This is a genomic window from Vibrio cincinnatiensis DSM 19608, assembly GCF_900167345.1.
In the GTDB taxonomy this organism is placed as follows: Bacteria; Pseudomonadota; Gammaproteobacteria; order Enterobacterales; family Vibrionaceae; genus Vibrio; species Vibrio cincinnatiensis.
Window position 1 is genome coordinate 185,880 of record NZ_FUXB01000004.1, and the last position, 17,780, is coordinate 203,659.

General features: G+C 43.0%; 17 protein-coding genes and 1 tRNA gene. 3 read left to right on the forward strand and 15 right to left on the reverse strand.

What is annotated here, in order from left to right; genetic code table 11:
- Positions 1-7: 7 nt before the first annotated feature.
- Positions 8-92: transfer RNA gene (locus B5D54_RS05095), tRNA-Leu, on the forward strand.
- Between the two features lie 376 nt (positions 93-468).
- Here the strand turns inward: B5D54_RS05095 and B5D54_RS05100 are convergent.
- From B5D54_RS05100 to B5D54_RS05170, 15 genes are all read right to left on the reverse strand, one after another.
- Complete coding sequence (locus B5D54_RS05100) at positions 469-1,599, reverse strand: flagellin (RefSeq protein WP_078925402.1); 1,131 nt, start codon at positions 1,597-1,599, stop codon at positions 469-471.
- A 504-nt stretch (positions 1,600-2,103) separates the two neighbouring features.
- Positions 2,104-3,243: a flagellin gene (locus B5D54_RS05105; protein ID WP_078925403.1), complete on the reverse strand. Its 1,140-nt coding sequence runs from the start codon at positions 3,241-3,243 to the stop codon at positions 2,104-2,106.
- A gap of 420 nt (positions 3,244-3,663) precedes the next feature.
- Entirely contained in the window at positions 3,664-4,857 is a 1,194-nt protein-coding gene (gene flgL, locus B5D54_RS05110) for a flagellar hook-associated protein FlgL (RefSeq protein ID WP_078925404.1), read from the reverse strand.
- Positions 4,858-4,870: 13 nt separating this feature from the next.
- Positions 4,871-6,796 (reverse strand): flagellar hook-associated protein FlgK, encoded by a 1,926-nt coding sequence (gene flgK / locus B5D54_RS05115; protein WP_078925405.1) that lies wholly within the window; start codon positions 6,794-6,796, stop codon positions 4,871-4,873.
- Between the two features lie 181 nt (positions 6,797-6,977).
- The gene (gene flgJ / locus B5D54_RS05120) at positions 6,978-7,910 is read right to left on the reverse strand and encodes a flagellar assembly peptidoglycan hydrolase FlgJ (RefSeq protein ID WP_078925406.1); all 933 of its coding nucleotides are present in this window, start codon (positions 7,908-7,910) and stop codon (positions 6,978-6,980) included.
- A gap of 10 nt (positions 7,911-7,920) precedes the next feature.
- Positions 7,921-9,006 carry a flagellar basal body P-ring protein FlgI gene (locus B5D54_RS05125; protein ID WP_078925407.1) on the reverse strand — a complete coding sequence of 362 codons (1,086 nt, stop codon included), beginning with the start codon at positions 9,004-9,006 and terminating at the stop codon, positions 7,921-7,923.
- Between the two features lie 81 nt (positions 9,007-9,087).
- On the reverse strand, positions 9,088-9,867 hold the full coding sequence (flgH, locus tag B5D54_RS05130; RefSeq protein ID WP_078925408.1) for a flagellar basal body L-ring protein FlgH: 780 nt from the start codon (positions 9,865-9,867) through the stop codon (positions 9,088-9,090).
- A gap of 23 nt (positions 9,868-9,890) precedes the next feature.
- Positions 9,891-10,679 (reverse strand): flagellar basal-body rod protein FlgG, encoded by a 789-nt coding sequence (gene flgG / locus B5D54_RS05135; protein ID WP_078925409.1) that lies wholly within the window; start codon positions 10,677-10,679, stop codon positions 9,891-9,893.
- A 16-nt stretch (positions 10,680-10,695) separates the two neighbouring features.
- A complete protein-coding gene (gene flgF / locus B5D54_RS05140) occupies positions 10,696-11,445 on the reverse strand; it encodes a flagellar basal-body rod protein FlgF (RefSeq protein WP_078925410.1) in 750 nt (249 codons plus the stop codon).
- Between the two features lie 222 nt (positions 11,446-11,667).
- A complete protein-coding gene (gene flgE, locus B5D54_RS05145; RefSeq protein WP_078925411.1) occupies positions 11,668-12,972 on the reverse strand; it encodes a flagellar hook protein FlgE in 1,305 nt (434 codons plus the stop codon).
- Between the two features lie 28 nt (positions 12,973-13,000).
- Complete coding sequence (locus tag B5D54_RS05150) at positions 13,001-13,705, reverse strand: flagellar hook assembly protein FlgD (RefSeq protein ID WP_078925412.1); 705 nt, start codon at positions 13,703-13,705, stop codon at positions 13,001-13,003.
- Between the two features lie 16 nt (positions 13,706-13,721).
- Positions 13,722-14,138, reverse strand: a complete 417-nt coding sequence (flgC, locus tag B5D54_RS05155; RefSeq protein ID WP_078925413.1) for a flagellar basal body rod protein FlgC — start codon at positions 14,136-14,138, stop codon at positions 13,722-13,724.
- Positions 14,139-14,537: a flagellar basal body rod protein FlgB gene (gene flgB, locus B5D54_RS05160; protein ID WP_078925414.1), complete on the reverse strand. Its 399-nt coding sequence runs from the start codon at positions 14,535-14,537 to the stop codon at positions 14,139-14,141. It abuts the gene before it with no gap.
- Positions 14,538-14,740: 203 nt separating this feature from the next.
- Positions 14,741-15,568, reverse strand: a complete 828-nt coding sequence (locus B5D54_RS05165; RefSeq protein WP_078925415.1) for a protein-glutamate O-methyltransferase — start codon at positions 15,566-15,568, stop codon at positions 14,741-14,743.
- A 10-nt stretch (positions 15,569-15,578) separates the two neighbouring features.
- The gene (locus B5D54_RS05170) at positions 15,579-16,505 is read right to left on the reverse strand and encodes a chemotaxis protein CheV (RefSeq protein ID WP_078925416.1); all 927 of its coding nucleotides are present in this window, start codon (positions 16,503-16,505) and stop codon (positions 15,579-15,581) included.
- A gap of 80 nt (positions 16,506-16,585) precedes the next feature.
- On the opposite strand from B5D54_RS05170, the gene flgA reads away from it, so the two are divergent.
- Both flgA and flgM read left to right on the forward strand, forming a co-directional pair.
- Complete coding sequence (gene flgA, locus B5D54_RS05175; protein ID WP_078925417.1) at positions 16,586-17,329, forward strand: flagellar basal body P-ring formation chaperone FlgA; 744 nt, start codon at positions 16,586-16,588, stop codon at positions 17,327-17,329.
- Positions 17,330-17,447: 118 nt separating this feature from the next.
- Positions 17,448-17,771 carry a flagellar biosynthesis anti-sigma factor FlgM gene (gene flgM / locus B5D54_RS05180; protein WP_078925418.1) on the forward strand — a complete coding sequence of 108 codons (324 nt, stop codon included), beginning with the start codon at positions 17,448-17,450 and terminating at the stop codon, positions 17,769-17,771.
- Positions 17,772-17,780: the final 9 nt, after the last annotated feature.

A 17,780-nucleotide genomic window follows, 5' to 3' on the forward strand; every position in this document is an offset into this window, starting at 1 on the left:
AATTTGTGCGGAAGTGGCGAAATTGGTAGACGCACCAGATTTAGGTTCTGGCGCCGCAAGGTGTGAGAGTTCAAGTCTCTCCTTCCGCACCATCATTAAACAACCCAGCTTAGGCTGGGTTTTGTTTTTTCTATTCAGTCATCTCCCTCCAACCATATCCTATCACCCAAAGCATCGTTGAGTGCTATGGCTCTTTTTACCGTGACAAGGCTTCGTTCAACTTATCATTTAATCACTGAGAGGATGAATAGGAGGAAGTGGAGAGCATCATAACTTAACAATAAACGACCACACCTAAGATCATTCAGCCTCTTTTCAATCAAGATTTACTAGGTTTAGAGGTAATACTAGCCAGAAACACAGTAACAATCTTGTGATAATTTATTGATCTATAAAGCAAAAAAGTGCTAGATAATTTTCAGGTATAAAAAAATCCAGCCGAAGCTGGATTTTTGTCATTTGACTCTATTAGCCAAGCAGGCTTAATGCCGCATTGGGTGCTTGTTTCGCTTGAGCAAGTACTGAACTTGATGCTTGACCCAGGATTTGTGCTTTCGTTAATGCCGTTGTCTCTTTCGCAAAATCAGTATCTTTGATTCGGCTCTTAGACGCATTCACGTTTTCATTGATGTTGTCTAGGTTATTGATAGCATGACCAAAACGGTTTTGGAATGCACCCAGTTCAGCACGGTGGCTATCCACATACTTAAGCGCTGCATCCACAACGGCTACCGCTTCTTGTGCGCCGCCAACGGTGGTTACATCAATACTATTGATCGTTACTTCAGATGGACCAGACATACCGAAGTCTGCAGCCAACCCACCACTAAAGTCAACGGTTTCAACACCATCTTTATTGCTAGCAAAGACTTGTAGCTTACCATCTTCATTAACAGAAGCTTGTACCGCATCCGTTTGACCATTGATGTAAGTAGCAAGTTCTTCAATATCATCACCCGCTTTCGCATTAATGGTAATAGGATCTGCACCATTGATGCTTATTTCTAGTGTATCACCATCAGCCGCACGCCAATCTTTCCAGCTTTCACCAGCAGCAAGATCTTGTGCGATATAGCTCTTACCACCCATCATTTCGTTATCACTGCGCATGTCTTTCATGGTCAGCATGACCGCTTCACCACTTTGTGAACCGATTTGGAACGCTTTAGTTTGGAACGTACCGTTTAATAGTCGGTTGCCTGCAAATGATGTGGTTTCAGCGATACGGTTCAACTCTTTATTGAGCGCGCCGACTTCTTCTTGAATCGCAACACGCTCAGATTTAGAGTTAGAGCCGTTTGCAGATTGTAGCGAGAGATCACGCATCCGTTGTAAGATGTTGGTGGTTTCGTTCATCGCACCTTCAGCAGTTTGTGCCATTGAGATACCATCATTGGCGTTACGTACCGCCACATCTAAACCACGGCTTTGTACGTTCAAACGGTTCGATATTTGTAAGCCAGCAGCATCATCTTTAGCGCTGTTAATTTTAAATCCAGAAGACAAACGTTCCATTGACGTTTGTTGGGCGCTGGTTGCACTGTTTAGGTAGCGTTGTGCTGTCATTGCTGACACGTTGGTATTTACATTGACCGCCATATTGGTGTCTCCTATTTATTTTTAGACGTAGCGGAACTGCCCGAACGGTTTCCGACGTCTCGGAATACCACGTAGTTCTCTCAAAGTTACTTCTATTAACGGCGAGTGGAGACTTATCTTTAGTAAAATCATGCTTTATTACTGAAAAAGATTCCAAAGGGTTGAAAACTGAGCTTTCCAGCACAAATGGCTAAAAAATAATAAAACAAGACTAAAGTTTTTTGGAAAGTGGTCGGGGAGAAGGAAAGAGAATAGGCGATGAACAATGCAGGCTAAAAAGAAAAAGCCCCTTTTCCTTTGAGAGAACCGGGGCTATGGTAGGCAGCCATGACCAATGTGGAGATCAAGAGAAATGAACACACTTAGGCTAACCTGAATGTATGACTATTTTTAGCCAATAAGCAGGTATATCTGAGAGAGCTTATCAACGGCCAATAGCCATACTTTGCCAAGGTATTTTCATTACACACTCACGTCTGAGCTTATTAATGAAACACCAAGGGACTACTGCAATAATGATATTGCAGAGTTTGGCAACTGTTTAGCTTGAGCCAGAATCGAGGTTCCAGCCTGTTGCAGTATTTGTGATTTCGTCAATTGCGTCGTTTCTTTTGCAAAATCGGTATCTTTAATTCGACTCTTCGAGGCTTCAACGTTTTCTTGGATATTGGCCAAGTTGTTAATACTGTGGTTCAAACGGTTTTGTTTTGCCCCCAAATCCGCACGTTGGGAATCGACATATTTAAGCGCTGCATCAATTACGCCAACGGCGTTCTGTGAGCCACCAACAGTCGTGATATCAATATCTTGTACTGTGGTTTTTTCCCCAGGACCGCCCACCAATCCCAACTCTGTCGCTAAACCACCAGAGATGGTTAGATCGCCTTCAATGTTAGGCTCAGCAACAAAAATTTGTAATTTCCCATCTTGATCAACAGAGGCAATAAGCTGATCGGTTTGGCCATTAATATAAGTCGCCACTTCTTCAATATCATCGCCCGCTTTAACCAAAATATCGATAGAAACCGGATCCCCTGCTTTATTGTTGAATTCCAACTTAAGATCATTCGATGCTTCTGGTACGCTCCAATCTTTTGTTTTGCCTTCCGTGCCAACAAAAGACTGTCCACCCATACGAAAATCATCGGCACGAATACTCGTCAAGCCCATAATAATCGCTTCACCTGAGCTGGAACCGATCTGGAATGAGGCTTCACCGAATGAACCATTCAGTAATCGACGTCCACCAAATGAGGTTGTTTCCGCAATACGGTTTAACTCATCTTGTAGAGCTGATGTTTCTTCGTTCAGTGCTTGACGCTCTGATAAAGAGTTGGTGCCGTTAGCTGATTGCAGAGCCAAGTCACGCATACGCTGTAAGATACTGGTTGACTCATTCATCGCCCCTTCTGCTGTCTGTGCAATAGAAATACCATCGTTGGCATTTCGCATGGCGACATCAAGACCACGCGATTGCGCAGTTAAGCGGTTTGAAATTTGTAAACCAGCGGCATCATCTTTGGCACTGTTAATGCGGTTACCAGAAGAAAGACGCTCCATCGAGGTATTTAAATCATTGCTCGATTTGTTTAGGTAACGTTGGGCTGTCATTGCCGATACGTTGGTATTTACGTTAATGGTCATACTTTGCTCTCCTATCGAGTTCGCAAGCCTTTGCGAAGCGGTCAGCTTTACTCTCTTGGAAGCACTGACCGTAAATCACTTGCCAAATACGCCTTCCGGCATATTTAAGAACGGGTTGTATCAACTCTGAATTAAGTAATTCAATTTATATGCCAACTTTTTCAAAAACAAAATAAACACTATAACTATCTGTTTTTTATTGAAATTTAAAATAACAAAATTATTCCAACACCTAAAAAGTCAAGCAAAGACTGAATTAACCGACCTAATTGCCGCTCTGTTGCCGCTTTTTCTCCACTGACCTATTCAATGGTTTAATCAATAAACAGTCAGAACCTCTTTACTACCACACTCTGGCACATACGGCATTGCACATATGGCATGAGAGAAACGACGGTAGTGAGGGAGATTTATAGACATTTAGAGATAATTAAAAAGCGTCAAATCCTTGGTTTTCCCAAACGCTAGCTGAGAGGCTTGTAGCGCTCGGGAGTTTTCGTTAAATTCAATCACCGCTTGTGAATAATCTAAGTCTTCAAACTGACTTTTCGATCTCGCCAAGCTAATTTTAAAATCTTCGTGCTGATCTTCCTGAATATCTAAAGTACTCAGGCGAGCCCCGACTTCCGTCCGAGCTTTATTCAAGTGAATAAAAGCGGTATGGAACTCTTCTGTGATTTGATGCAACTTAGCGGTATTGGAAGCATCCGAAACGGAACCTTCCGATAAATCAATCGCTTTCTTAAAACTATCAAAAATACTAAATGTTTTACGCGGAGTGAGGGAAATAGAATCACCTGCGGTGATCTGCCCTTTAATATGAATGGTCAGCCCTTGATACTGGATACCCTCTCTTGGGTTCAGGTCATCAATAGCAACCACTTCACCATTTCGCTCTAACTGGTAGGCAAAATCACCATTTTGCATATCCACAAAGGTCACTTTATAACTGGCGTTATCATCAGTATCAGCATTCGTGGCACGTTCAAGCAAGAGTTCCGAACCCTCACGCAACTCATAATCTGGTTCAAAATCACCAAATGGGTTATCGATTTCCATAAAAATATGATTGCCAGGTGTATTAAACGGAATTTCTAAGCTGCTGGATATTTTCATTTTCCGCTGATAGCCATCCCCGTAGTAGCTAACATTCCCCGAATTATCTCGAAAGAAAGGCTGGTTCTTGGGTTTTGTTCCAGCAAAGATATAGTTGCCTGATTCATCTTGCACATTCGCTAGATTGAAAAAGTTATTAGAGATCTCTTCAATTTCACGTGCTTTAGCAGCCCGGTCTTCTGGTGACAAGGAACCATTGATCATTTCCATGACCATACGTTTGGTTTTATCCGCAAAATCTTCGGTATTAGAGATAATCACTTCTTGGTGTTCTAAACGATTACGAACCAATACGATGGCATCGAGGTATTGGCGCAGCTGTTCTTCTTGTTGAGTGACATTTTGAATGTAATGCGTGGCCAGAGGGTTATCCCCTGCGGAGAGTAACTTTTTACCAGAGGCCAACTGCGCTTGGTTATGGTGTAGCTTGTTTTCTTGACGACGAAGATCATTCTGCACCGATTGATAATTATGGAAGCTAGAAATACGATTGAGCATTTATCTCTCCCCTTTACCTTAATTGTAAAATAGTGTTGAAGGTATCATTAGCGGCTTGCATGATGCGTGATGAAGCCATATAAGCATGTTGAAACTTCATCATATTGGCAGCTTCTTCATCAAGGTTAACCCCTGATACCGATGCAATTCTTGCCTGTGCAGCATCTCGTTCTAAACGGGCCACATCAGAGAGACGAGAAGCCGTCGAGATTTTCAGGCCAAAATCCGTATTTAAATTATGATATAAGCTGATAATGGTCGATTCATGATCGTTCATATTTTTGCTGGTTTGCAGGTAAATCATCTTCCGCAAGTTACCGTTATCCCCTTCAGCGGGGTTTAGGTTAGCCGTGAACTTATCATTAACGATTGCGCCTCTTGTTAAGTTAAATGCTGTCGCTTGCCCTCCCGGTACTTGCGCAGGAATCACCACACTTAACGCTTGTTCACCCTCAGAAAATTGATAAGGTTGGATCGCCAATAATTGACCATCTTTATTAACCACCCGGACTTCCATCTCATTGCCAGCGCCGCCAGACGTGGGCACGACATAAGCTTCAAATTCTTTAATATCTCCAACTTGAGCAATCGTAAATTTGGCATTGCCTTGTGCAAAGGAGGTAGAAGCTTGGTAGCTTTGTGCGGCAATCTTTGTCGCATCATTCGTTGCCATCTTAATATCTGCCGCCCCATTACGCGTTGGACGGATAATGACTCGCTCACCCATTTCAGGAGGAGTATTCACCTGTATTTTTAGTCCATTCAGATAGAGATGACCTTGATTTGGTGTTAACGCTGTTTGCTGCCCATCAGGAAAAGAGGCGATATATTGGTTACCATTGTACGACAGTGAAAATTCACCGCCTTTTAACTGGCTTAAGTCATCAATATATACTGCCATATCCGTGTTCGAATTGCTGGAAGTGACGACACGAGAATGGGCAATAAAATCTGAGTTTATGTCGCTGAACAAGTTTTCTCCAACATTACCACGCAAGTCTAACCCTTGGTTTTGTAACTGGTTAACTTCGTGAGAGAAGGAAACAGCCAGTCGGCCAATCTCATCCATTAAATAAGGAATGTGTTCATCTCTCATCTCAAATTGAGCGGCCAATTTTCCACCAATCTCTTTCTCAGAAATAGGTTTGAGAGTATTGCCTTCCACAATCGCTAAACGACGTTGTTTAACATCGGGATAACCATCAATCATTCTCAGTTGGCTTGCTTCGGTTCCCGATACCAAAGTATGGCCACTACCAATATGTATATTGAACCCTTCCGAATTTTTACGAGTGGTTACCGTCACTTTAGTGTACTGAGAAAGTTCAGAAACTAATTTTTCATGTTGGTCCATAAGGTCATTGTGGGGGCCAGGTGTTTTCATCATCAGCCGCTGTACATCACGAATTTCTAGCGCCAACTGATTAATACGTTCAATACCAACATCTAACCCTTTATTGGTAACATCAAATTGGCGTCGAACGGTCTCATGGAAATCATTTAAGTTTTGAGTAATTAATTCCGCTTTCTCTAAAACGACTTTACGAGTACCGACGTCGTTAGGGGTATCTGCCAGTGACTTCACAGCATCAAACCATTCATTTAAGTTTTCTGGTATTTTTTTTGATGCCACAGAAGAAAGCAGTTTGGATAGCATATCCAAATTTTCCTCGGTATCTTCTTTGAAGGCATAATCGGTAGTGGCAAGGTTTAACTCTTTCACGGCAAACTGATCCCAAGAGCGGCGAACATTTTCCACATGCACGCCCATACCATAGGTTTGGCCACCATATTGTCGTGGGGCATTCGTGCCTTGAATAACGGATTGCCGACTGTATCCTTCGGTATTCGCATTAGCAATGTTATGACCCGTGGTGTTGAGTTGTCTCTGAGCAGTTAATACGCTTTGCGCACCCATATTCAGAAGATCAGACGCCATATTGCCCCCAAAAAAGCCCTAAGATGCCAGTGTTCTCTGGCCTACTAATAGAGAAGAATGCAATATATATGCCACAATAAAAATAAAGCTAACCAAAGGAAAATAAAGGATAAAATAATAATCAATGAGGGATGCTGGCCTAAATATGAGGACAACATCCCTAGAGAGGAAGGGAGTAAAACTAGATGGAATCCATCTGATCAATTTGAGCTTTCACACGTAAAACTTTATCGGCATATTGGGGATCAGTCGCATAACCAGCTTGATGAATACCTCGAATGAAGGCTTCATTATCCCCACCATGTTGCAAAGCTGTCTGATAGCGAGGGTTACGGGCCAAAAAGCGAGCATAATCGGCAAAGCTTTCTTGAAAAGTCGCATAGGAGCGAAAAGCGGCATTTTCCATGACCGGTGTTTGATCATGATACTCTAGGGTTTGTGTGGTAACGCGCTCCCCTTGCCAACTTCTATCTGCTTTAATATTGAATAAATTGTTACTACTGCCTCGTGCGTTAGCCACCATTTTTTGCCCCCAGCCCGTTTCTAAAGCCGCTTGTGCAAGTAGTAAAGAGGCATCAATTCCCAATGTCTTAGCCACTTTGTCTGCATAAGGTTTTAAGGATGAAACGAACGATTGAGGTGAATCAAATGCGTTTTTATTCGCTAACGATGGTGTATCATTCACGGCTTCATGAGGGCGACGAGCGGCTGATTCACGAGCCATTTGAACACGTTGCATCATATCTTGGAAATAGTCATCACGGCTTTGGCTTTGCTCTGTCGCCACACCGCTTTGTGCCGCGGAAAGTTGTGCAACTATCATATCGGCCAAGCCCAGTGACCCCGACGCACTAAGCTGACTAATCATCTGCTCATCCTGCATTTGCCTATAAAAGTCTTCATTCTGACTGCTAAACAGATCCGATTTAAATGACGAGTTTGCTTCGCGCATAGATTTTAACATCATTGAGGTAAAAATAGATTCAAATTGCCGAGCCGCCGCTGTCAAAGCATCTTTTTCAGCCCCTTCGTCACCACTCACGGCTTTTTGGCGAAGCTTATCCAAGCTAGCAAGATCATGAATAAAGCCAATATCGTTTGAGTTATTAATCATCATAAACCTCTTAGATAATGATCAGTTGACCTTGGATAGCCCCTGCATTTTTTAAGGCTTGTAAAATCGCCATGAGATCAGACGGAGCAGCGCCAACTTCATTCACCGCACGAACCAAATCATCCAGTGTAACTCCAGGTTCTAATTTGAACATTTTCCCCTGTTTCTCACTCACTTCGATATCGGTATCAGGAATAATTGCCGTATTTCCCCCAGCCAATGGGTTAGGCTGAGAAACATTCCAATTCTCTTTAATGGCAACCGTCATGCCACCATGAGTAACCGCCGCAGGCCTTAAACGAACATGCTGCCCAACCACAATGGTGCCAGTTCGGGAGTTGACTATGATTTTCGCCGCCATATCCGCAGGATCAAATTCAATGTTTTCTATCGCAGATAAAAAGGCAACTCGTTGGCTCACATCTCTTGGAGCTCTAACCCGAACGGAAGTCGCATCAATCGCAGAAGCCATCTCTGGACCTAAGAATTGGTTAACGGCATCCGCCATCCGTTGTGCTGTAGTAAAATCTGATTGAAATAAATTAAAGGTAATAAAATCACCACGGCTGAAAGGGGTAGGAATTTCTCGCTCAACAATTGCCCCGCTAGAGATAATGCCCACCGTCGGGTTATTTCCCACTAAACTTGAACCATCCGCTCCAGTGGCACTAAAACCACTCACCACTAAATTCCCTTGTGCCACCGCATACACCTGCCCATCTAAGCCTTTAAGAAAGGTTTGGGTTAATGTTCCGCCACGTAAACTTTTAGCAGAACCGATAGAAGAAACCGTCACATCTATCGTTTGCCCTTGTTTCGAAAAAGGAGGTAATTCTGCAGTCACAATCACAGCGGCAACATTTTTCGTTTTTGGCTTTGTTCCCTGCGGCAATTGAATGCCGAAATTTTGTAACATGGCATTGAAACTTTGATCCGTAAAAGGCGTTGACTCTCCGGTTCCAGGTAACCCCGTCACAAGGCCATATCCCACCAGTTGGTTACTACGAACACCAGCAACCTGAGCCACATCCTTAATACGAACGGCATGGGCACTGGTGGCAACCAGCATCATTAATAACACAGTGAATTTTTTCATGGTGAGTAACCCTTTCTTTTTATCCAATGCCGCGCTGAAAAACTGTTTTACACAGCCAAAATATCGACGAAGAAATAACCTTTACAACGAGACATTAAAAAATCGTGCCAAGAATCCCGGTTCTTGCATATCTTGATTGCTCCCCGTACCTGAATACTGGATCCGAGCATTAGAAATTCGGTTAGAAGCAATGGTATTTTCCGCATCAATATCGTCAGGTCGAATGGTTCCACTCAGGCGAATATATTCATCTCCCGTGTTCAGCATTAGCCACTTTTCGCCACGAATCACTAAATTACCGTTCGCAAGTACATCGATGACTTCAACCGTAATGGAGCCTTTAATACTGTTACTCTGATTTGCCTCTGCACTACCTGAAAATTTATTATTATTCTTTAAAGCATAGGAAAAATTGTAGTTACCGATGTTGAGTTCTTGCCCACCAACATTGAGGGGATCCATACTCGCGTCATTATTTTTGGATAAATCGGCATCAGCACTTTTTGCCGCTTTCGTGCTTTCATTCAAATTAACCGTAATAATGTCACCAATTCCACGCGGTTTTGTATCATCATAAAGACTGGTTGCTCGAGCAAGATTAAACAAAGACCCTGTCTCTGCGGCATAGTGCTCTGGTTTAGCTTTAGGGTAAATAGGAGCCCATGCAGGATCCCCTGCGACCGGATCCACACGGTTACGAAGTGCATCCATTAACCCTGAGCTAGAATCCGATGACTTATCCCCTTCAACCGCATCCACTACCGTGGTTCCTTGAATGGTTTCTGCCGTTTCAAGAGAAGGCTGTAACAAACTGCATCCAGAGAGGAATGTAATAAAAAGTAAACTGAATAGATGTTTCATAACAATGGTCTCTTAGTCAGTCATTAAAGTTGTTGGTTAACAAAACTCATCATTTTATCGACGGCAGAAATCACTTTTGAGTTCATTTCATAGACTCGTTGAGCTTCTATCATGTTAACCAACTCCTCAGTGACATTCACATTGGAGCTTTCTAACATAGACTGGCGAATATTCCCTAATCCATCCAACCCAGGAACCCCTTCTTGCGGGTCACCACTGGCTCCGGTTGGTAAATATAAGTTTTGTCCGACCGGCTCAAGCCCCCCCGGATTGATAAAATCGACGGTCGTGATCTGGCCTAACACTTGGTTTTCTTGCTGGCCGCGTAAGCGAACAGAAACTTCACCGTCATTACCAACTGTAACGGAAATGGCATCTTCAGGAACCACAATTTCTGGCTGAAGTAGGTAGCCTGAACCTGAAGTCACAATAGCGCCTTCAGCATTCAGCGTGAACTGACCATTACGGCTATAACCAATATTTCCATCAGGCATTAAGATTTGAAAAAAACCATCACCTTCAATCATCATATCCAAGCTGTTATTCGTGGTCTGCGCATTACCATTTGTATGCACCTTTTGCGTTGCCACCACTTTTGAGCCCGCCCCCAACATCAAACCACTCGGCAAAGCGGTATTTTGTGATGACTGGCCACCAGGCTGGTTAATATTTTGATAGAAGAGATCTTCAAAAACAGCTCGGCTCTTTTTAAAACCAACGGTTGAGGCGTTTGCTAAGTTGTTCGAGATGGTCGCAATGTTAGTTTGCTGCGCATCAAGACCAGTTTTACTTACCCATAATGCAGGTTGCATATTGAACTCCTCTCACTTAGCTCATACGAAGCAGAGAGTCAGATGACTTATCCATCTCTTCTGCGGTACTCATCATTTTGACTTGCATTTCAAACTGACGTTGTAAATCGATCAAACTGGTCATTTCACCAACAGCATTCACATTACTTCCTTCAAGGGCTCCCGTAAGAATTTTTACGCTAGCCTCTGCTTCATATTCGGTGTTCGCATCTTTAGATCTAAATAATCCATTAATATCTTTAAAAAGTGATTGATTGTCTGGACGAACCAACTTAATACGATCCACGATTTCCATCGCTTCAGCAGGAGCACCTTGCGGGCGAACCGAAATCGTACCATCGTTACCAATTTCAACCTTATTTAAAGGAATCGGTAACGTAATCGGCGCTCCGGTTTCACCGAGAACGAGATGGCCATTACCATTGAGTAATAAACCATTTTCATCAATGCGTAGATTGCCGTTGCGGGTCAAACCTTCTTTACCCGTTTTATCCAATACCGAAATCCAACCATCACCTTGAATGGTGATATCCAGATCCCGACCGGTAGTGATCACACTGCCTTGATCAAAACGGTTTCCTGGCCGCTCAGTCATACTGAACACTCGGCTAGGAAGCCCTTCTCCATAAGCCTGCATTGAGCGAGCCTGCTCTAAATCGGCACGAAATCCCGTCGTACTTACGTTAGCGAGGTTGTTTGCTCTTAGCTGCATCGCCTGCATATTTTGCTTGGCGCCACTCATGGCAAGAAACAGTGCGCGATCCATTTGGTGTTCTCCACAATCATCAATGACTAACAGATAAGCAATTGACGTGCCAATATATCAAATGATTAATAATCAATAAGTTACTGTAAATGCGACGACCATGCGGCAAACCGGCAATAGGGGAGAAAAACGGAAAGGAGGAAAAGAGGAGAAAGAAAACTCGAACCAGCCATTGCCAGTTCGAGTGGTTAAAGCCATTTATCGATGACTTGAAGAAATCGATTAACGAATTTGTAAGATATTCTGCTGTAGCTGGCTATGCACTTCTAGCGCTCGGGAGTTTGCTTGGAAATTCCGTTGAGCGGAAATAAGATCAACAAGCTCTTGAGTCATATCAATATTCGATTGTTCCAGAACGCCATTACTGATGGTACCAAATGAACCTTTACTGGATTCACCCCAGATTTTCACCCCAGACTGTTGAGTCGCATCCCACTGGGTGCCACCTTTTTTATCCAGCCCTTGCTCATTGGCTACGCGAACCATAGCGACACGACCTAAAGTGACGTTCTGCCCATTTGAATACGTGGCTAGAACACTACCGTATTCATCAAAATCAATCTTAGTTAAGAACCCTGTGGTGGCCCCATCTTGATCAAATTTGGTTAATTCAAAAGGTGCGGCAAATTGCGTCGCGCCATTTAAGTCAAAGGATAAAGTTTGGCTACCATCAGCGCCATTTAAATCAATGGGGTTGTCACCTTCACCCAGTGGTGAAGAAACTATCGGTTGCCCACTATTCAGGCTTGCTAACGTACCATCATTATTAAAACGCAAGGTATGACCAACATGCCCAGAAGGCGAGGTAGCATCACCATTCACAATATTGATCGGCTTCTCACCGGTTTTATCCGTCACCGTGTAATACGTATTCCACTTATTATTCTCATTTTGATCTTTCAAATAATAAGTCGTTAATTTATATGGCTGCCCCATTGAGTCATAAATGGTTGAGGACGTAGTTCGGTTATAAGTATCTGGATTACTGAAATCAAACAAATTAGGATCTTTTAGATCCCCATTCGCCGGAAGGTTTGCTGATATTTCGATGCTAGATGTCTGTTTAGGTTTACCAAATTGTGCGGGAATGTTGATAGGCTTCGGCTCATAAGAAAGCACTTCCCCATTATCGGCATTCACTTCATAACCTAATAAGAATTGATCATTCGACGTCACCATGTAGTTGTTTTTATCTAGATGGAAAGCACCATTACGTGTCAATTCGTTTTGTTGAGGGATAAGACGATCTTTAGCAACAGCAAAAAAACCCGTACCCGCAATACGCAAATCCATAGGGTTATTCGTGTAGATACTAGAACCTTCATGAAACTGCTGAGCAACTTTGTTCGCTTGAACACCTTGCCCCGGCGTGGTCTTCGAGTTAGTAAATAGGGATGTAGAATACACATCCCCAAACTCAGCTCTAGACTCTTTAAAGCCGTAGGTATTGGCGTTCGCAATGTTATTACTGGTGGTATTAAGATCTAACTGAGCGGCAGATAAACCACTAAGAGATATATATGACATGACAAATTCTCCTATCTAGCTAGCATGGTTATGCTTTGCCAACTTCTAGTACTTCAGCAAGTCGCACTGGTGATTCAAAACCAGCCAGATTGAGCAGTACGTTACCATCGCCTTTACCAAGAAGGACACTGTTGACATTGGCATACGTTGACACGCCAAATTCAGTATTCTGTCCATCCAGTAAACCCGATGCTTTAACTCTGTATTTTCCATCCGGCAAAGGATTACCGTTTTCATCATTGCCGTCCCATTCAACACGGTTATCACCACCGAGTTTAGAGCCGACATTAAAGGTACGAACCAGTTGACCAGCTTCATTCTCAATTCGCACAAAGAGATTCTCTATTGATTGAGGAAGCTTCACCATTGCCGCCATAGTACTCCCGGTTTTTATGCCAGCTGCACCAGGAATCAGCACATCACGACCAACAAGTGATGAAGCCTGTAAGGCTTGGTTTGAGGTCATTGAAGAGTTAAGACTTTCAAACTGATCATTCATTTTTCCAATACCATCCACCGTCGCAAAGGATGCCATCTGAGCGATCATTTGGTCATTACTGACTGGTTTGAATGGATCTTGTTGTGCCAATTGTTTTGTTAACAAAGAAAGAAAATCTTCTTGTTTAAGATCTTGCTTTCCTGTTGTCTCAGCGGTTTTCTTCTGCTCTTGAAGCGCTTTGAGTTGGTCGACATAGGACAATCCGCTTTGACCAATATTATTGATTCCGGCCATCTGCTACCTCCTACCCTTATTGACCCATCTGCAACGTGCGCAGCAGCATTTGTTTACTTGCATCCGCGACTTGCACATTCGTTTGGTATGAACGAGAAGCAGAAATCATATTGGCCATTTCTTCCATGACATTGACATTCGGTTTGTAGATATAGCCTTCATCATTTGCCAAAGGATGGTCTGGATTAAATTCTGCCGTAAGTGGTTTATCGCTCTCCACAATACCTAATACTTTTACAGGAATATTGGGATCACGGTGGTAACGAGCTTTACTGAGTTCAGCACCAAACACGGCGTGTCTGGCTTTGTACGTTTCTTTCGCTGAACTACTGATACTGTCTGCATTAGCCAAGTTACTTGAGGTTGTATTTAGACGAACAGATTCAGCACTCATGGCAGAACCAGTCACATTGAATACATTAAATAAGCTCATCTAGTTACCTCCCGTAATTGCTTTTGTTAAGTTCTTAAACTTACTTCCTAAGAAGTCTAGAGACGCTTGATGACGTAACTGGTTTTGCATAAATAAATTACGCTCCAAATCCACATCCACCGTATTGCCATCTCCTGTATCCGGTTGAGTCGGCGTGCGGTAAAGCATTTCCCCTGTGACTGTCTTTGAGGCAGGAATATGCCGACCATCCGTTCGGCTAAGACTAATACTTGCCCCTGAACTTGCCGCTTGCAATGCCCGTTTAAAATCCATTCCTTTTGCTTTAAAGCCTGGAGTATTGGCTTGAGCAATGTTGGTCGAGATGACCTCAGCATTACGCTCACGCACACCAACAGTGTGTTGGTGAATACCGAGTGCTTTATCAAAAGAAATAGACATGTTTGCCTCTTTACTAAGAACTGACTGTTACCGAATAGATAAAGCAATTAACATACCAACTTTGGAAGTTATCGCCTCACGAATACTCATATCGACCAGAAGAGCCAAATATGCGTTTCTGTAATGAAAACCTTAAGGCAAAATTTAGACCAGATGATCGAGAAAGGAAGGGGAAGAAAACCCGGAACACGTCCGGGTTTACATTATTTCAATTTGTAGATGATGCCAGGGTTACAACGCACCATATCAAATTTATCCGTCAACCCCGTCAATGACTCCGAGGCACCAAGCAATAAATACCCTCCCGGATTTAAGCTGTTCGCCATTTGGTTAAGCACCTTCGCTTTCATATCGGGAGAGAAGTAAATCAGCACATTGCGACAAAATATAATGTCAAACTTACCCAGCAATGCATAACTTTCCATCAAGTTCTGAGGACGGAAATTCACCAAACGCTTGACGTTATCTTTTACTCTCATACGCCCATCCCCGACTTCCTCAAAGAAAGCACGACGACGTTCCGGTGAGAGCCCTCTTCCTAACGCTAAATTATCATAAATACCTGCACGACACATATCCAACATACTATTGGATATGTCTGTGGCTGTAATCGAAACGCTTGGCAACATTCCTGGTCGTTTTTGCTGGACTTCAAGGATGGTCATCGCCATTGAATAAGGCTCTTGGCCGGAGGAACTGGCCGCAGACCAAATTTTAATGGGACGTTTATTCTTTGCCATTTCAGGCAATAAACGTTCCGCTAATACCGTAAAAGGATAAGTATCACGAAACCATAACGTTTCATTGGTTGTCATGGCATCAACGGCAGCAACACGTAACTCTCGATTTCGCCCTGTCACAACATCACGTAGCAGATCTGAAAGAGAGCTTAACTTAAATTTGGTCACGAGTGGGCTAAGGCGACTTCTCACCAAATATTGCTTACTGTCTCCCAGTACAATACCGCACTGGGATTCTAAAAACCGACAAAAATCACGATACTCTTGATCGCTGATAGTAATAGCAGTCATTCAGTTCTCTTTATTCTACTAGTGCAGCTTTCACCGCATTCCCCAGTTCATCAGGATTAAATTTAGCAATGAAGTTATTCGCTCCAACCCTTTCGACCATCGCTTGGTTAAAGACTCCACTCAATGATGAATGAAGAATTACATAAAGGTTTTTCAAATCATTATGACGACGAATTTCTGCCGTTAATGTGTAACCATCCATTTCAGGCATTTCAATATCAGAAATGACTAAACAGATTTGCTCATAAATACTGCCTTCTTTCGCCATACTAAGCAGCTTCTCATACGCATCTTTACCGTCTTTGGTTAAGATACATTCAAAACCAATCGACTCTATCGCTCTTTGCACTTGTTTGCGAGCAACACTGGAATCGTCTGCAATGAGAATTCGGCGAACAATTTGTTTCTCTTGTTCCGCTTGAGCTATCTCTTCCCCAATGCTCGCATCCATCGTTTCATTAACTGGCGCGATTTCTGCTAGAATTTTTTCAACATCGAGAATTTCGACTAATTCATTATCAATATTCGTCACCGCAGTCAGGTAGTTGCCTTTCCCAGCCGCTTCAGGAGGGGGTAAGACCGCCTCCCAATGCATATTAACAATACGTTCGACAGCGCTGACTAAAAAAGCCTGGATGGTTCGGTTGAATTCAGCAATAACGACAAAGCTTTTATCGATGTCAACGGTTGGACGACCACCTACCGCCAGGCTGAGGTCAATCACAGAAACGGTTTGACCTCGAATATGGGCCACTCCCTTCACCAAACGGTGTAAGTTAGGCATGGCAGTAAGCTTAGGGCATTGGAGAACCTCTTTAACCTTAAAGACGTTAATACCATAACGCTGACGCCCGTTAAGACGGAAAGTCAGTAGTTCCATTCGGTTTTGACCGACAAGTTGCGTACGTTGATTCACAGAATCAAGAATACCCGTCATAAGCTCATCTCCATCTCAAACTTTTTACAAGGAAAAGTGATAGTCTAAATCAGGCAACAAAGAAACTAGAGAAGCGAACTATGTTTTCGAAAACCCGTTTATATTTATATATCACTGTTAAGTGTAGAGCTTTCTACCACTTTTTTTATAACTCTATCGGCTTTTTATTGTTTTTCTTTAGCCTTTCTACATTCTCCGCCACTTTAGAACAGATAGAGCAGATTCAACAAGCTGCTCAAAATCATGTTATCAATACGGTAGATAAGCCACCAGGTGGAGAATTGGTTGTTAATGCAGCCAACATAGATGAACGTATTTTTGCGACCGATTGCCCTGAGGAATTATACACCTCATCCTCATCTTACAACGGTTCTGCCAGTAATATTACGGTTCTTGTCGAATGTCCAGCCGATGGTTGGCGAGTGTATGTTCCCGTCAGACTGACGATTACCGTCCCCATGGTCACCACCGCTAACGCGCTCTCACGCGGCCAAATAATCACAGAACATGATGTTACTATTAGTATGGTAGATCTGCTACGCTTTAGACGGCAAGGATTTTCCTCACAAGATATGGTTATTGGGGCAAAAACAAAGAAAAACCTACAACTAGGGGATGTAATTAACCACAATGATATATGCGTGGTTTGCCGTAATGAAAGCGTGTTGATCCGAGCCGGAAGTAATGGGATGAACATCACAACTAAAGGAACGGCACTTTCTGATGGGAACTTAGGTGAACAGATAAAAGTGAAAAATGAACGTTCAAACCGTATAATCGATGCACAAGTCATCGGCATGGGTGAAGTTGCCGTTCGATTTTAACCGTATACTCACAAGCTAACGGGTAAATAATTTGCCTTATGCTGAAATAAAGTACTAAAGTTTCATCCTAATTCGTCGATATTGACGGTACACGTTGATCATTTTTAAAGGCTCTTTTATGGCAGGTATTGATAATATACGTTCAGGTCATTCGCTAACGACAACCAGTCGTGCACCTGCTCGTTCAGATACAAACTCAACATCATCCAGCTCGGCCAATACAGCCCGAGCAAGTATGACCCCACAGCAAGACGCGGTTTCACTCAGTACTCAAAGCAAAGCGATTGGCGAGATGCATAATGAAATGGCCGCCACTCCTAGCTTTGACAGTGCAAAGGTTGCGGCGATTAAAGAGGCAATCGCTAACGGTTCCTATGTGGTCGACCCAGAAAAGCTGGCGGACAACATAATGAAATTTGAACAGGAGCTCGGTGGCTTTTAACAACTTATC

What these genes read in the sequence shown, in the direction of transcription:
- B5D54_RS05100 (WP_078925402.1), bottom strand. Translation starts at nt 1,599, where the DNA reads ATGGCGGTCAATGTAAATACCAACGTGTCAGCAATGACAGCACAACGC.
- B5D54_RS05105 (WP_078925403.1), bottom strand. Translation starts at nt 3,243, where the DNA reads ATGACCATTAACGTAAATACCAACGTATCGGCAATGACAGCCCAACGT.
- flgL (WP_078925404.1), bottom strand. Translation starts at nt 4,857, where the DNA reads ATGCTCAATCGTATTTCTAGCTTCCATAATTATCAATCGGTGCAGAAT.
- flgK (WP_078925405.1), bottom strand. Translation starts at nt 6,796, where the DNA reads ATGGCGTCTGATCTTCTGAATATGGGTGCGCAAAGCGTATTAACTGCT.
- flgJ (WP_078925406.1), bottom strand. Translation starts at nt 7,910, where the DNA reads ATGATTAATAACTCAAACGATATTGGCTTTATTCATGATCTTGCTAGC.
- B5D54_RS05125 (WP_078925407.1), bottom strand. Translation starts at nt 9,006, where the DNA reads ATGAAAAAATTCACTGTGTTATTAATGATGCTGGTTGCCACCAGTGCC.
- flgH (WP_078925408.1), bottom strand. Translation starts at nt 9,867, where the DNA reads ATGAAACATCTATTCAGTTTACTTTTTATTACATTCCTCTCTGGATGC.
- flgG (WP_078925409.1), bottom strand. Translation starts at nt 10,679, where the DNA reads ATGCAACCTGCATTATGGGTAAGTAAAACTGGTCTTGATGCGCAGCAA.
- flgF (WP_078925410.1), bottom strand. Translation starts at nt 11,445, where the DNA reads ATGGATCGCGCACTGTTTCTTGCCATGAGTGGCGCCAAGCAAAATATG.
- flgE (WP_078925411.1), bottom strand. Translation starts at nt 12,972, where the DNA reads ATGTCATATATATCTCTTAGTGGTTTATCTGCCGCTCAGTTAGATCTT.
- B5D54_RS05150 (WP_078925412.1), bottom strand. Translation starts at nt 13,705, where the DNA reads ATGGCCGGAATCAATAATATTGGTCAAAGCGGATTGTCCTATGTCGAC.
- flgC (WP_078925413.1), bottom strand. Translation starts at nt 14,138, where the DNA reads ATGAGCTTATTTAATGTATTCAATGTGACTGGTTCTGCCATGAGTGCT.
- flgB (WP_078925414.1), bottom strand. Translation starts at nt 14,537, where the DNA reads ATGTCTATTTCTTTTGATAAAGCACTCGGTATTCACCAACACACTGTT.
- B5D54_RS05165 (WP_078925415.1), bottom strand. Translation starts at nt 15,568, where the DNA reads ATGACTGCTATTACTATCAGCGATCAAGAGTATCGTGATTTTTGTCGG.
- B5D54_RS05170 (WP_078925416.1), bottom strand. Translation starts at nt 16,505, where the DNA reads ATGACGGGTATTCTTGATTCTGTGAATCAACGTACGCAACTTGTCGGT.
- flgA (WP_078925417.1), top strand. Translation starts at nt 16,586, where the DNA reads ATGTTTTCGAAAACCCGTTTATATTTATATATCACTGTTAAGTGTAGA.
- flgM (WP_078925418.1), top strand. Translation starts at nt 17,448, where the DNA reads ATGGCAGGTATTGATAATATACGTTCAGGTCATTCGCTAACGACAACC.